The organism is Micromonospora sp. LHW51205 (genome assembly GCF_003315815.1).
In the GTDB taxonomy this organism is placed as follows: domain Bacteria; phylum Actinomycetota; class Actinomycetes; order Mycobacteriales; family Micromonosporaceae; genus Micromonospora; species Micromonospora chalcea.
The window spans coordinates 1-13,034 of sequence record NZ_QMEZ01000014.1; the positions used below are offsets into that span (position 1 = coordinate 1).

Here is a 13,034-nt window from a genome sequence, read left to right on the forward strand (position 1 = left end):
CGACTCAAAGACCGCGACCTCGGCCGCGTTCCCGCAGCAACCAAGACCAACGACTGAACATCAACAACCAACGAGGGGGTCAACATTCGGCCGGAACAGAGGGGTCAAAGTTCAGCCGGCGTTGACAGCGTCAATTCACCGTCGCGCTCGTGCAGGCCCTCGCGTGGCCGTCGGTCGCCCTCGTCGTGCTGCTCGTCTATCGGCGGCGGTTCGCGCGACTACTCGGCGACAACCTGCGGAGGTTAAAGGCGGGGCCGATCGAGGCTGAATGGGAGAAGGCCGCCGAGGAGGCTCGGGCAACGATTGAGGCAGCGGAGACACTGCCCGCTGTCGGGGGTACGCCACAGGAACGAGCAGGCGCGATGCTGAAAGCCGCCCGGATCTTCATCGAGATCAATCCACCAGAGGCGGTTCGGCTCGGGTGGAATTCCGTGGCTTGGGAGCTTGATGCCCTCGCCGAACGTGAGATGGGCAGGGTGCCAGGGGAGGTACACGGCCTCCGTCAAACGCTGCTTGCATCGAATCCGGGAGCGTCGGCAGTGCTTGAGCGACTTCGCAGGCTTCGCAACGTCGGTATGCATCAGCCCGAGGAACTCACCTCTGAGCGTGCGCAGGAATTCGTTGATCTCGTCGAGGATTTCCTGACTCTGCTCAGTAAGCCGAGGGGCAGCGACGGCGGCACTGCATAGGCCGTGACGTGTCCTACAGCCGAAGGCTCTGCTACCGGCCTGTGCGGAGCGACGAGAGCGATCGTCAAGCGCAGCGGACAGAACGACGGGCAGTGATTGGGACCGATCAGGCCACGGCGCGAGTCTCGGATGGCTGCCAAAATCGGCCTATGGACGCCAGCTCAGACAACGAAGACCGGAGCCCAGCGGCCCAGCCTGCCCTCGATCGAGAGGCTGAGCCAACCGAGGAGGTACAGCCGTTCGATACCGACGGGGTGTTGATCCACGGGGATATCATCCCTGGGCTCACCATCGAGACGGTCATGACGTTGATGGCCAGTGGCGGGGCTGCGATGGTCGCCAGAGAGGCAATACGGCAGTCCGGTGAGACTCGCCGTGAGCGCCTTCGGCAAGAGGGAGAGACCGCCCGCGAGGCAATCCGGAGCTTCTCGCCTGACGGGCATACCAGCCGTACGAACAACGCGGACGACAAGTCGCCGGAAGACCCTGTCGGCCCGGATGCGACATGAGATGGCCGTCAGGTATATGCGGCAGGTTGCAGAGTGTTACTTCTAGACAGGGCGGCGAGTCTTTGAACTTGACCGACCATAGAGACGCCTCCCCGGCGGTCCCCTGAGCTGCGGGTTTGGGAGGTGCCCCCCACCCCCTCGGCGGTCGACGGTCACGCAGAGTGAGCCGCGGCCTCACTGCTCGAGGTCGAGGTCGAGGTCGGCGCGGTATACGCGCAGTTTTGCCGGCGAGCACGGCCCGTAACGCGAGGGCGAGCGGGTCGACGAGCACGACGAGGGCGAGGCCCAGGTCGACGAGCACGACGAGGGCGAGCGGTCGCGGTGACTGCTCGCCCTCGGTCGCGTGTGGCTCAGGTAGTCGGGGCGTCGCCCTGCTCGGTCGTGCTGCTCGGCGGCACGGCGAGACCACGCCGAGCGAGGCGGGCCTGCTTGGCTGCGGCCCGCTCTGCGGCGTACGCCTCGCGGATCGCGGCCTCGTCGATACGGCCCTCGCGTAGGGCGGCGACGAGCTGCTCAGGGCGCAGCCCTCGCAACTGCTCTCGGGTGGTGTAGGTCGGCCCGGTCACTGCTCGCCCCCATCGGTCGCGCCGCGCACGCTCCACGGCAGGTCGGGCAGGTTGCGCATGGACGCCTCGCCGAACCAGCGGCTCAGCCCGTCCATCTCGGCGACGGCCCGCTCGGCCTCGACGAGCTGAGCGCGCAGGCGCTCGACCTTCGTCATGCGCTTCTCACGCTCGGCCGCGATGCTCGCCTGCGCCTGAGGCGCACACTCCTGAGCGATCTCGCCGAGCTGAGCGGCGCGGGTCAGCACGGGCGTACGGAACGCGGCGAGGATCATCCGAGCCCTGTCGCGCGCCTCGGCGGCCTGCTTCTGGTTGGCGTCGGCGACGGCGCGCAGCTTTTCCTCGGGCTCGTCGGCGTCGATCGCGGCGACGAGCGCGACGGCGTCGAGCTGCGGCGCGTTCCTGAGGTACGCCTCGGCCTCGTCGACGTCGATGCGGGCGTTACGGGCGCGGTCGCAAATCGTGGCGTGCTCGCGGGCGGCGGCGAGTAGCTCGTCATTTGCGGGCAGGATGCCTGCGGCGACGTAGTGCTCGAAGTCGGGCAGGGTCTTAACGGCGAGCTCAAAGCTCATGGGTATTTCCTTCCTGGCGGTCGTGGCAGGGTCGGGCGACGCGGCCGAGGGATCGATCAGTTGGCGGGCCGAGGGCGCGGCGGTCGGATGATGGGCTCGCCCACGTACCGGAAGATGCGCGTTCCGTCGACCTCGTCGACGACGGCGAAGACGTCGGCCCGCTCGGCGACCTGGGCGGAATTGGCGGTCACTGCGGCGCGGCGCTGCACGGCGTCAGCGCGGCGAGCAGCCTCATACGCGCGGCGGGCACGGGCGCGGCTCTCTTTACGGGCGCGGTCGAGGTGAGTGTGTCGGGGCACGGGGCGGCTCCTACGGGGTGCGCGGGTTGCGGATCAGTCGGACGGCGCACTGGGCAGGTCGGCGGTTGTTCCGCGCACGCAGGAATGCCACGCGGTAGACGTCGCCGAGGTGAGGTCGCACGGCGACGCACGCCTGCGAGAGAGCCTCGTCGTCAAGGGCTGCGGCGGCGTGCCCGCGCGGCAGGCTGCGACGGAGGTTGGCGAAGAAGATGCGGGCGGGCCTGCGGTACGTTCCGTCGCCCTCAAGGCAGAGCAGCGCGAGGGCGCGAGCGAGGGCGTCATCGGGGGCGGCGGTCATCGGCTGAGCACCTTGTCGATAAGGCGGTCGAGATGCTCAAGGCGGCGCACAACCTCGTCGGTCGTGAGCGGGCGCAGGGGCGGGGTCGGTGCAGTCATGGGCGGGCGGTCTTTCAGTCGGTCGGGCGGGGTGCGGGCGGTCGTTTAAACCGGCCAAGGGGTGCGTGCCGACCCGTTAGCGGCACGCACCCCTCAACGCGGCGAGCGCAGCCCTGAGGACGCGCTCAGCCCTTCTCAGGCACCGCCCAGAACCTGAGAGGGGAGCAACGGGAAAGGCCCCCAGCATCGACGCTGAGGGTTGAGCAGCAGGCGCTACCCGGCGCGACGGGCGCGAGCGCGGTCGAGCGGAAGCACAGTCGCCCCAGACGTCGACGGCATCGCCCAGGTCGCGAGCGTCGACGTCTTGCACGGACGCCTCGCGAGGTAGGCGTCGAGGTGAGGGCGCAGCTCGCCGTAAGCGAGTTTCGCGACGCGGTCGAGTACGGCCTCGGCGAACGCGTCTGCCTGCTGCTCGGGCATCATGCGGCTCGGGTCTCCTTCGCGGTCGTGCGGGCGATCAGGTCGAGGGTTTGCTCGCGGTGGTCGGCCCAGACCATCGCGGCGACGCGGTCGAGCAGCTCGTCGACGACGGCAGTCTCGGGCACGACGTAGGCGTAGCCGGTGGCGGTGCGCGTGCGCGGTGCGATGACCTCATCGGCGGTGACGTAGAACGTCTTCACGCCCGGCACGGCGGGCGTCTCCGGTAGGCCGTCGCGCTCGACATCGCGGGCGTACGCATCAGGGTTGGCGGCGGCGTCTTCGGTCCACTGGCCGATCTCGTCGACCGCCTCGGCATAGAGGTCAGCGGCGGCGACGCGGTCGCCAGGCTCGACGGCGTCGAGCCAATCGCGGAGAAAGCAACGGGCCGACGTGACCTCGGCGGCGCGGCGCGCGGTGCGTGAGCGTCGCTTGCGCTCGGCGGCAGTCATGGCGGCGGGCCGAGGGCCGGCGGGCGCTCGATACCTCGGCGCGGCGACGCGCACGGCGGCGACCGCCTCGCGGAGGTAGGCGCGCACGGCGTCGGCGGGACCGTAGAGGGCGAACAGGCGCGCATCGGCGTACGGGCGGCCCGCGTCGGCGCGCTCGGGCAGAGCGGCGAGCAGGTCGCGTAGCTCGGCGGCGACGGCGAGCGCGTCGACGGGTGTCGGGTCGGTCATCGCGCCTCTCGGGCGGTACAAGAGTGCGGCGCCCTTCGCGAGCACGTCGCGGTCGGCGGCGAGCGTCGGCAGTGCCCAGGTACGGGCGAGCACACGCGGCGACGGCAGCTCGATGGTTAGACCGTCGTCGAGACGCAGTCGGCGCGGACGGTCGGCAGGCTTCGGAAAGCGGCCCCCGTCGCGCAGGGCGGCGAGAGCGTCGTCGGGCCGCGCTGAGGCGACCGGGCGTGATGATGAGCCTTCGGAAGTCTCCACGGCTCTCCCTTCATAGGTCGGGCGGGACGGGGGCGGGTCGAGGCGGTGAAGCGCGAGCAGGCGGCACGGCGACCTCCGAGGCGATGCGGGGCGTCGTCTCTCAAGTCGGCCTCAGCGGCGCGAGGTGTTCAGTCGCGAGCAGCGCGCAAGCGGGCGACCTCGTCGAGCAGGTCGGCAAGTAGCCGAGCGCGGGCCGCATGGTGCGCGGCGCGGCGGCATCGGTCGTTACAGAATCGGCGATGGCTTCGCGCATCGTCGGGCAGCTCGGCGGCGCATCGCTCGCAGTTCGGCACGGTTCGCTCCTTTCCGTGCGCACGGTTTCCTCTGGCCGATATGCAAGTCGGCCGCGTGATGGTGTCGTTACCTTTGCGCGGTAAGACGGGCGGCGACGCCCGAGGGCAGTGCAAAAACAGGTCACGAATGACGTTCTGAGGTCTCTCTCTATTACTTGCTATGTCGTTGTCGTCGTCGTCTTCATCAAATAAAAGGGAGATGAGGCGGGAACGTCATTCGTGACAGGTTTTTGCACTGCCTCGGGCTGCTCGGCTTCCGCCCGCTCCCTGCTCACGGCGACGCCCGCCCCCGTCGGCGGCACCGCCCGCGCGGTCACACACGGTTTCGCCGGCAAGAGCGCTACGCAGTCACGGGCGGCAGCTCGTCGACGTCGCCCAGGCCGACAAGGTCGATGTCGAGCAGCTCGCCAGCGTCGCCCAGATACGCGAAAAGCGCCCCGCCGGGCGGCCCTTGCGGGCTGCTCGACGAGGCGCTCTCGGTCGTGCTGGGCGGCCCGCCTCACGCCAGGCTCGGTATCTGGTGGGTCGGCGGTGTCGTCCATCGGCGCGGCCCCTCTCAGGTAGGCGGTCCCCTCTCAAGTCGGCCTGCCGACCGACATGTGTGCAGGTGCACCATCTGAACTCGCCGCCTCGCGAGCGATGGGCCGATCTTGGAGAAGAACCCTAAGTTGCGACGTGAAGAAAAACGGCAAAGAGTCGGGCAAGACAGTGGGCGACCGTCATCGGGTGGTCCTCGCCTACATGCAGGCGCTACCAGCGGTCCTCGCTGGACTGGCCGGACTCGTCGGCGCGCTAACGGCGCTGCTGGCGCTGCTCCTCCGGTGAGAAGGCCCAGATACGTCACGGCCCTCGACTGGTCCGGGCAGGCGGCCCAGTCGAGGGCAGCCTCGACGACGCTACGCGGCGACCGAGGATTCGGTCGAGTTGCTCGCCCAGACGGTGAGGTCGGCCCTCGCGAACAGGTCGGCGGTGCCTCGCTTCCCTCGCGGCGTCGGCACCGCCCCTACGCGACGCTGAAGACGCTTCTTCGCCGCGCCGTAGGTCCACGGCAGCACGCCCGCCTCGGCAGCCTCTCGCAGGGTCATGAAGTCCCCGGCGGGGCTTGATAGGGCCTCGACCTGCGATGTCTCCGGCGACCGGGGACAAGCGAGCGCCCGTGCCTCGGCAGTCGTGAGGTAGGCGACCTGCACTTCGGTCGACTGCCCGCCGATGACGAGCTGCCATCGGCCGAGGTGCCGCGAGGGCCTCGGCATGGCGGCCTCAGGCGCAAGCATCTTCCAAGCGTTGACGGTGTAGCGGGCGAGCAGCCGCACGCCGAAATTCTCACGGGCCTCGGGTCCGCCGATGGCGCGGGCGGTGAGCATCTGCGCGACGGCGAGCACGTTCACCTTTGCCGATCGGCCCATGAAGAGCAGGTCGGCGAGGGCGGCGACGGCGGGCGAGCGTTTCGGGTCGCCCTTGCCTCGGGCGGTCGCCCAGAAGTTGACGAGCTGCCCGATGGTCGCGTTCAACTCTTCGCAGATGACGAGCACGCGCGGTCCGCAGTCCCAATCATCGGCCTCGTGCAGGGCGAGCGTGTTCCGTTCGTCGGCGAGCGCCGCGAGGCGCACGAGGGCCTTGTGCATCTGCTCGGGCCTCGTGCAGTAGTCAACGCCCGCGAGGCCGAGCGCCCAGCGGTGCGAGCCCTTGCGGTCGAGGATCACCACGCGCCCGCCTCGGGCGAGCACCTGCACGGCGAGCAGCTCGGCGAGCACGCTCTTACCCGCGCCCGTTCCGGCGCTTACGGCGATGTGCGGCGAGTCGTCGCGCAGCGAGATCGTGACGGGCCGGTCGCCTGCGCCGAGGCCGAGGAAAAACTCATCCTCGGCGAGGCGGGCGAGGTGCTCGGCGACCTGGGCGACGCCGACGCGGGCGGGCGGGCGTTTGCGGACGGTCCACGTTGCGGTTACCCGCGGCCCGACCTGCTGCCAGGTCTCGACGAGGTCGGCGACGGGGATCTTCGCCGAGATGATCGACGACACGAGGGCGCGCTGTTCTTTGGTGAGGTAGGGCGTGTCGGCGCTCAGCTCGATACGCGGGCCGAGCTGCTCGCCCGGTCGACGGAAGACGGCGAGGCGCGACGTCACGGGCTGCGCCGCCCGCTGCATCGCCCACGCGGCGCGCTGAGCACGCTCGGGCAGCCATCGCACGACGGGCTCGACGTGCTCGCCGTACCAGGCGCGCGCGGCGACCTCGGCGGGACTGAGCGGCTTCGCGAGGCGGGGCGTCAAGTTGCCGAGGGTCGGGTCGACGTGCAGGCGCACGCCCGTCGAGAGGCCCAGGGCGGGCGCGAGGGCGGCGAGGGTCGGGCCGACGTACTCGCGGCGGAAGCGGCGGGCGACGAGGCGACGCCGCGCCCGGTACGCCACGGCGACGGCGGCGGTGCCGAGGGCGGCGCGGGCCTCGGTCGGGTAGGCGGCGGTGACGGCGGCGACGGTGGGCACGCCCAGGCGGGCGGCTTGTCGCTGCCATCCGGCGAAGCGGCCCGCGCCGCGAGTCCGGTAGCCGTACCCGGCGCGCCCGTCGAGCGGGCGGCCGGATACGTACCGATACACCAGGCGCGGCACGGTGTGCTTGCGACGCAGGCGACGCAGAGCGCGCTCAAGCTCGGTCATCGGGTCACCTCGGCGTCGTCGTGCATGAGGTGCGCCAGAGCGGCGGCCATGCCGAGCACGGCGACCGGCAGGCAGGCGACGAGCGTCGTAATCCACCACGGCGCGGAGTGGATACCGGCGGCGACGAGCAGGTGATACGCGACCTGACCGAGCGCGCCGACGGCGAGCGAGCCGATGCCGGACCACTTCGCGAAGCGGCGGGCACGGGCTGGGGCCGAGCCCGCGAGCCACGCGCGCAGCGAATAGGCGGCGTAGACCTCGACGCCGATCGGAAGCGTGATCGCCGTATTGATGCTGAAGCCGTCGGCGATGCCCGGCAGCGGGTGCACCACGCCGAACCCGGTAAGCCCGCCCAGGCCCACCCAGCCCGACCAGATAGCGACGAACGCAGGTAGGCCGATCAACACGAGCGGCCACACAGCGTTTCGCCGGCCGTTACGCCGCGTCGAGGTGCCCGGGTGTCCGTCGGCGGCAACCTGCGGCAACGCCTCGGCGACCGGGGCGGGCGGGTACGCGGCGGGTACGGGCGGCGAGACCTGCTCGACCTCGGCGGGCTCGGCGGCAGACCTGGCGGGCACCTGGGCGGGCTCGGTGGCGGACTCCCCAGACCCGACGGCGTGCCCGGCGGACCCGGCGGGCGCGGGCGAGACCGGCACCGGACCCGAGGCGGGCTCGGCGAAGGTCCACGGGTCCGGCACGGTTTCGGCCTCGGCGGCCTCGGCGGCCTCGGCGATGAGGGCTTCGCGCAGGGCGGTCGCCTTCGGCGCGCCGACGCGCAGCTCGCCCATGATGCGGTTACGCGACGGGATGCCGCCGAGCTGCTCGGCGAGGTCACGAGCGGCGGGCATGAGGTCGGCGAGCGGGCGAGCGGGAGCGGGGGCGGTCATCGGGTCACCTCGCAGGCGGGAAGGGTCTCGGTGGTCTCGGCGTCGTCGTCGACGAGCTGCTCGGTGCCGTGCGTGTGGCAGACAAGCCACGGCCACGCCTCGGTGATCTCGCAGGCGGCGATGGCGGCGGCAGCGCGGTCGGCGTGCTGCTCAGCCGAGCGGCGGGCGAGGGCGAACGGGGCGAGCATCACGGCAGGCCCGACGGTCACGACGGCGACCAGGGCGACGGCGGCAGTCGAGGTCATCGGGCACCGCCGAGGGCCTCGGAGCGGCACGGCGCACAGTGCGCGGCGGTCTGCCCGATGTGACGCGGGCACCGCTCAGTGCCGACCGGCGGCGGCAGAGCAGCGCCCCGCCGCTCGACGGCGTACGGCCTCGGCGCGGCGTTGGGGTTTTTGCTCTTGGGAAGGAATCGACGCCAGTCCGTGCGCGCAGCGCGCGGCTTCACGTCTTCGGAGTGATCTTCGGTAGACCTTTGGGTGACACGCAGGGCGTCACCCCCGCGCGGCGAGATGTCACCCCCACGCGCCGACATGTCACCCCCGGCGGCCGAGGTGTCACCCCCGCCGACGACGAGGCGATAGACGCGGGTCGCGATGTTGGCGACCTTGCGCACGAGCAGGCGGCCGACCTCGACGAGGCGGCGAAGTGCCCGCTGCACGGTCCGCTCAGAGCAGCCGACGTAATCGGCGATGGTGGCGACCGACGGCCAGGCGTCGCCGTCGGCGTTCGCGTGAGCGACGATCGCGACGAGCACGAGACGCTCGGTCGGCTTCAGGTCGTGCGAGGCGCGCAGGGCGTCTTTGACGGCAGCAGCGCCGCCCGCGTAACGGGTAAGGTCGGACATGGCCGAGGCTCCTTCTCGGTCTGCCCCGGTCGGCGTTCGCAGCGCTCGGCCGGGGCGTCTTCAGTTGGCGGCGGGCCTCGTGTGGGTGTCACTCAAGACCCGCGTACGGGTCAACTGCTGGCGCCGCCTGGCCGAGGGAGTCGCGTCCTCGGTGGCGGTCGGCGACCCGGTGATCGTCGCCGGCCGTCTCTACACCCGGGACTGGACCGACGAGTCCGGCACCCACCGCACGCTCTACGAACTGGAGGCGGTCGCGGTCGGGCACGACCTGTCCCGCGGCCGGGCCCGGTTCCTGCGCAACCAGCCCCGCGCGGCCACCAGCACGGTCGAGGACGCGGAGGCCGAGCAGCGGGTGCACGGCGAGACGACCGAGCCGGTGCCCGACGGGCAGGCCCCGGCCACCTTCGACGACCGGCCCTTCGACGACGACTTCCCGCCCCCGGAGTACGGCGGCGGCCGGGTCGGGCTCGTCGGCACCGTGGAGCGGGTGGGTGAGCCCGACCCGTTCGACGCCCGGTCCGTCGACGCCTGGTCCGTCGATGCCCGGTCCGGTGCGCGGCAGGCCGCTGGCTTCGACCCCGGTTCGGGTGGCCCGGCGGGGGAGGAGGACGAGCTGGGCGACGTGGCCGACGACGGGCCGGCCACGGCCGAGGACGACGAACTGGGCGAGGTCGCACCGCCGGAGGTCGGCGGACCGGGTGGTTCCGGGCCGGGTGAGGGCGAGCCGGGCGGCGCGAGCCCGGGCGGGACCGCGTCGGGGCGCCGGAGCAGGCGACGGACCCCGGTGCCCGCCTGACAGTCGTCCGACGGGGGCGCGGGGTGGTGACATCGGCGTCTCCACCCCGCGTACGACTAGGCTGGCCGGCCGGAGGTGGTGACGGGTGCGGCAGGCGACCGCCATGGCGAACGCGACCGGACTGGTGGCGGGTTACGCGCTCGACGCGCTGCTCGGTGACCCCCGCCGGTGGCATCCGGTGGCCGGCTTCGGCCGGGCGGCCGGTGCCTTGGAACAGCGGCTCTACCGTCCCGACCGGTCGGCCGGTGCCGCGTTCACGGCGCTCGCCGTCGGCGCGCCGGTCCTGCTCGGCGCCGCCGCCGCGCTGGCCACCCGCCGTCATCCGGTGGCCCGGGCCGCGCTGGTCGCCGCCGGCACCTGGACGGTGCTGGGTGGGCGCACGCTGCGGCACGAGTCCCGGGTGATGGCACGGGCGCTGGGCCGGGCCGACCTGCCCGCCGCCCGGGCCCGCCTCGGCAACCTCTGCGGGCGGGACCCGTCCGCCCTCGACGAGTCCGAACTCGCCCGCGCCACGGTCGAGTCGGTCGCCGAGAACACCTCGGACGCGGTGGTCGCCCCGCTGGTCTGGGGCGCGGTCGCGGGCCTGCCCGGCCTGCTCGGCTACCGGGCGGCAAACACGCTCGACGCGATGGTCGGTCACCGCTCGCCCCGGTACGCCCGCTTCGGCACCCCGGCGGCCCGGCTGGACGACGTGCTGAACCTGGTGCCGTCCCGGCTGACCGGGCTGCTCACGGTGGCGGTCGCGCCGGCGGCGCACGGGGACCGTGCCGTCGCCTGGCGGGTGTGGCGGCGGGACCGGGCCGACCACCCGAGCCCCAATGCCGGTCAGTGCGAGGCGGCGATGGCGGGCGCGCTCGGTGTCCGGCTCGGCGGGCGCAACGTCTACTTCGGCCGCGCCGAGACCCGGCCGTTCCTCGGTGACGGGCCCCGCCCCGAGGCGCGGCACCTGAAGCGGGCCGCCCGGATCTCCGGCGCGGTCGGCGTGGCCGCGCTCGGCCTGGCCGCGCTCTACCCGGTGACCGTCGGGCGCGTGGCCGGGGCCGCCGGACGGGCCGCGCTGGGCGTCCTCATGCGGGCAGCCCGCCGGGGGAGCGGGCGGTGAGCGGCGGGCTGCTGGTCGCCGGCACCACCTCCGACGCCGGCAAGAGCGTGCTCACCGCCGGTATCTGCCGCTGGCTGCGCCGCCGGGGCGTCCGGGTCGCGCCGTTCAAGGCGCAGAACATGTCGAACAACTCCGCTGTCGTGGTCGGGCCGGACGGGCGCGGCGGGGAGCTGGGCCGAGCCCAGGCCATGCAGGCCGCCGCCTGCGGGCTCGACGCCGACCTGCGGTTCAACCCGGTGCTGCTCAAGCCGGGCAGCGACCACGCCAGCCAGGTGGTGCTGCTCGGCGAGGCGGTCGGCACGGTCACCGCCGGCAACTATCACGAGGTGCGGTCCCGGCTCGCCACCACCGCGTACGCGGCGCTGACCGAGCTGCGCGAGGAGTACGAGGTGGTGATCTGCGAGGGCGCGGGCAGCCCCGCCGAGATCAACCTGCGTGACGGCGACTACGTCAACATGGGGCTGGCGCGTGCGGCCGGGCTGCCGACGATCGTGGTCGGCGACATCGACCGGGGCGGCGTGTTCGCCTCGATGTTCGGCACCGTCGCCCTGCTCGACGGGGCCGATCAGGCGCTGGTCGCCGGGTTCGTGGTGAACAAGTTCCGGGGCGACCGGGGGCTGCTCCAGCCGGGGCTGGACATGCTGCGCCGGGTCACCGGCCGCCCCACGTACGGGGTGGTGCCCTGGGCGCTGGACCTGTGGCTGGACGCGGAGGACTCGCTCGCGTACGGGCGGGTGCTCGGCCGGCCGCCCGCGCCCCGGGGCACCGACTGGCTCGACGTGGCAGTGGTGCGGCTACCCCGGATCAGCAACGCCACCGACGTCGAGGCCCTCGCCACCGAGCCGGGTGTGCGGGTACGCCTCACCGTCGAACCGGCCGAACTGGCCGCCGCCGACCTCGTGGTGCTCCCCGGCACCAAGTCGACTGTCGCCGACCTGGCCTGGCTGCGGGAGACCGGCCTGGCCGACGCGGTACTGGCGCACGCCGCCGCCGGCCGGCCGCTGCTCGGCATCTGCGGCGGCTTCCAGATGCTCGGCCGGGCGATCCACGACCCGGTGGAGAGCCGCGCGGGCACCGTGCCCGGCCTCGGGCTGCTGCCCGTCGAGATCACTTTCGAGCCGGTCAAGACGGTGCGCCGGGCCGAGGGCAGCGCCGCGGGAGACGTGCCGGTGAGCGGCTACGAGATCCACCACGGCCGGGTGTCGACGGCCGACCCGGGACTCGCACCGCTGCTCCGTCACACCGACGGCACCGGCGAGGGCGCGCGCCTCGGCAACGTGTACGGCACCCACTGGCACGGCACGTTCTCCTCCGACGAGTTCCGCCGCCGCTTCCTGACCGAGGTCGCGGCGGCGGCCGGGCGCACCGGCTTCAAGGTCGCGCCGGACACGTCCTTCGCGGCGGCCCGGGAGCGGACGCTGGACCTGCTGGGCGACCTGGTGGAGGAACACCTCGACACGGACGCGCTGTGGCGGCTGATCGAGTCCGGTCCGCCGCCGGGACTGCCGTTCGTGCCACCCGGCGCGCCGCCGGCACAGAGCGACGTCCGGCGGCCCGCCGTCGACAGCGCGGTTCAGTAGCGCACGTCGGCCGGGCGGTCGGACATCGGCAGCCCGGCCTCCCGCCAGCCCTGCACCCCGCCGATCATGTCGGTGGCCTGCCGCAGCCCCAGCGTCTGGAGGCTGGCGGCGGCCAGGCTGGAGCTGTACCCCTCCCGGCACACCACGACGATCTCGCGGTCGTACCCGGTGGCCTCGGGGATGCGCCAGGCGCTGGCCGGGTCGAGCCGCCACTCCAGCACGGTGCGGTCGATGACGATCGCGCCGGGCAGCTCACCCTCCTCGCGGCGCTGCGCCTCGGTACGCGTGTCGATCAGCAGCGCGCCGCCTCGGACCGCCTCGACGGTCTCGTGCGGAGTGAGCCGGCGGAGACCGGCGCGGGCCTGTTCCAGGAGGGCGTCGACGCCCGGACACATCACGTCATGGAGCACCCCCCGATGATGCCCAGCCGCCCACGTCACCGCTCGCCGAAACGGCCCGCCCGGGTCGCAGGTTCCAGCGGACGGGGGAACGTTA

Annotated in this window: 16 protein-coding genes; 5 read left to right on the forward strand and 11 right to left on the reverse strand. The window is 72.6% G+C overall.

Annotation, left to right across the window (positions count from 1 at the left end; genetic code table 11):
• Window positions 1–149 precede the first annotated feature (149 nt).
• Both DQE82_RS29595 and DQE82_RS29600 read left to right on the forward strand, forming a co-directional pair.
• Window positions 150–689 (forward strand): hypothetical protein, encoded by a 540-nt coding sequence (locus DQE82_RS29595; RefSeq protein WP_113974793.1) that lies wholly within the window; start codon window positions 150–152, stop codon window positions 687–689.
• 149 nt (window positions 690–838) lie between these two features.
• Window positions 839–1,198 carry a hypothetical protein gene (locus DQE82_RS29600; protein WP_116962595.1) on the forward strand — a complete coding sequence of 120 codons (360 nt, stop codon included), beginning with the start codon at window positions 839–841 and terminating at the stop codon, window positions 1,196–1,198.
• Between the two features lie 350 nt (window positions 1,199–1,548).
• On the opposite strand, the gene DQE82_RS29605 is transcribed toward DQE82_RS29600, so the two are convergent.
• The 10 genes from DQE82_RS29605 to DQE82_RS29645 form a co-directional block, all read right to left on the reverse strand.
• On the reverse strand, window positions 1,549–1,764 hold the full coding sequence (locus tag DQE82_RS29605; RefSeq protein ID WP_113974795.1) for a hypothetical protein: 216 nt from the start codon (window positions 1,762–1,764) through the stop codon (window positions 1,549–1,551).
• A complete protein-coding gene (locus tag DQE82_RS29610) occupies window positions 1,761–2,333 on the reverse strand; it encodes a hypothetical protein (protein WP_113974796.1) in 573 nt (190 codons plus the stop codon). Before DQE82_RS29610 ends, DQE82_RS29605 begins: the two co-directional genes overlap by 4 nt.
• A 56-nt stretch (window positions 2,334–2,389) precedes the next feature.
• Window positions 2,390–2,524 carry a hypothetical protein gene (locus tag DQE82_RS31355; protein ID WP_255423934.1) on the reverse strand — a complete coding sequence of 45 codons (135 nt, stop codon included), beginning with the start codon at window positions 2,522–2,524 and terminating at the stop codon, window positions 2,390–2,392.
• Window positions 2,525–2,642: 118 nt separating this feature from the next.
• Entirely contained in the window at window positions 2,643–2,930 is a 288-nt protein-coding gene (locus DQE82_RS29615) for a hypothetical protein (RefSeq protein ID WP_113974797.1), read from the reverse strand.
• Between the two features lie 311 nt (window positions 2,931–3,241).
• The gene (locus DQE82_RS29620) at window positions 3,242–3,451 is read right to left on the reverse strand and encodes a hypothetical protein (protein WP_113974798.1); all 210 of its coding nucleotides are present in this window, start codon (window positions 3,449–3,451) and stop codon (window positions 3,242–3,244) included.
• Entirely contained in the window at window positions 3,448–4,380 is a 933-nt protein-coding gene (locus DQE82_RS29625; protein ID WP_147265177.1) for a hypothetical protein, read from the reverse strand. The genes DQE82_RS29620 and DQE82_RS29625 overlap by 4 nt, the downstream gene beginning before the upstream one ends.
• A 1,189-nt stretch (window positions 4,381–5,569) precedes the next feature.
• Window positions 5,570–7,327, reverse strand: a complete 1,758-nt coding sequence (locus DQE82_RS29630; RefSeq protein ID WP_113974800.1) for a type IV secretory system conjugative DNA transfer family protein — start codon at window positions 7,325–7,327, stop codon at window positions 5,570–5,572.
• The gene (locus DQE82_RS29635) at window positions 7,324–8,214 is read right to left on the reverse strand and encodes an ABC transporter permease (protein ID WP_113974801.1); all 891 of its coding nucleotides are present in this window, start codon (window positions 8,212–8,214) and stop codon (window positions 7,324–7,326) included. The genes DQE82_RS29630 and DQE82_RS29635 overlap by 4 nt, the downstream gene beginning before the upstream one ends.
• Window positions 8,211–8,459: a hypothetical protein gene (locus tag DQE82_RS29640; protein ID WP_113974802.1), complete on the reverse strand. Its 249-nt coding sequence runs from the start codon at window positions 8,457–8,459 to the stop codon at window positions 8,211–8,213. Before DQE82_RS29640 ends, DQE82_RS29635 begins: the two co-directional genes overlap by 4 nt.
• Complete coding sequence (locus DQE82_RS29645) at window positions 8,456–9,061, reverse strand: helix-turn-helix domain-containing protein (protein ID WP_113974803.1); 606 nt, start codon at window positions 9,059–9,061, stop codon at window positions 8,456–8,458. The genes DQE82_RS29640 and DQE82_RS29645 overlap by 4 nt, the downstream gene beginning before the upstream one ends.
• Window positions 9,062–9,146: 85 nt before the next feature.
• On the opposite strand from DQE82_RS29645, the gene DQE82_RS29650 reads away from it, so the two are divergent.
• From DQE82_RS29650 to DQE82_RS29660, 3 genes are all read left to right on the forward strand, one after another.
• Window positions 9,147–9,857, forward strand: a complete 711-nt coding sequence (locus DQE82_RS29650) for a single-stranded DNA-binding protein (protein ID WP_370446815.1) — start codon at window positions 9,147–9,149, stop codon at window positions 9,855–9,857.
• Window positions 9,858–9,942: 85 nt separating this feature from the next.
• The gene (locus tag DQE82_RS29655) at window positions 9,943–10,959 is read left to right on the forward strand and encodes a cobalamin biosynthesis protein (RefSeq protein WP_064448660.1); all 1,017 of its coding nucleotides are present in this window, start codon (window positions 9,943–9,945) and stop codon (window positions 10,957–10,959) included.
• Window positions 10,956–12,539 carry a cobyric acid synthase gene (locus tag DQE82_RS29660; protein WP_113974805.1) on the forward strand — a complete coding sequence of 528 codons (1,584 nt, stop codon included), beginning with the start codon at window positions 10,956–10,958 and terminating at the stop codon, window positions 12,537–12,539. Before DQE82_RS29655 ends, DQE82_RS29660 begins: the two co-directional genes overlap by 4 nt.
• Here DQE82_RS29660 and DQE82_RS29665 read toward each other — a convergent pair.
• Window positions 12,533–12,934: a rhodanese-like domain-containing protein gene (locus tag DQE82_RS29665; protein ID WP_013288093.1), complete on the reverse strand. Its 402-nt coding sequence runs from the start codon at window positions 12,932–12,934 to the stop codon at window positions 12,533–12,535. The genes DQE82_RS29660 and DQE82_RS29665 overlap by 7 nt on opposite strands.
• Between the last annotated feature and the right edge of the window lie 100 nt (window positions 12,935–13,034).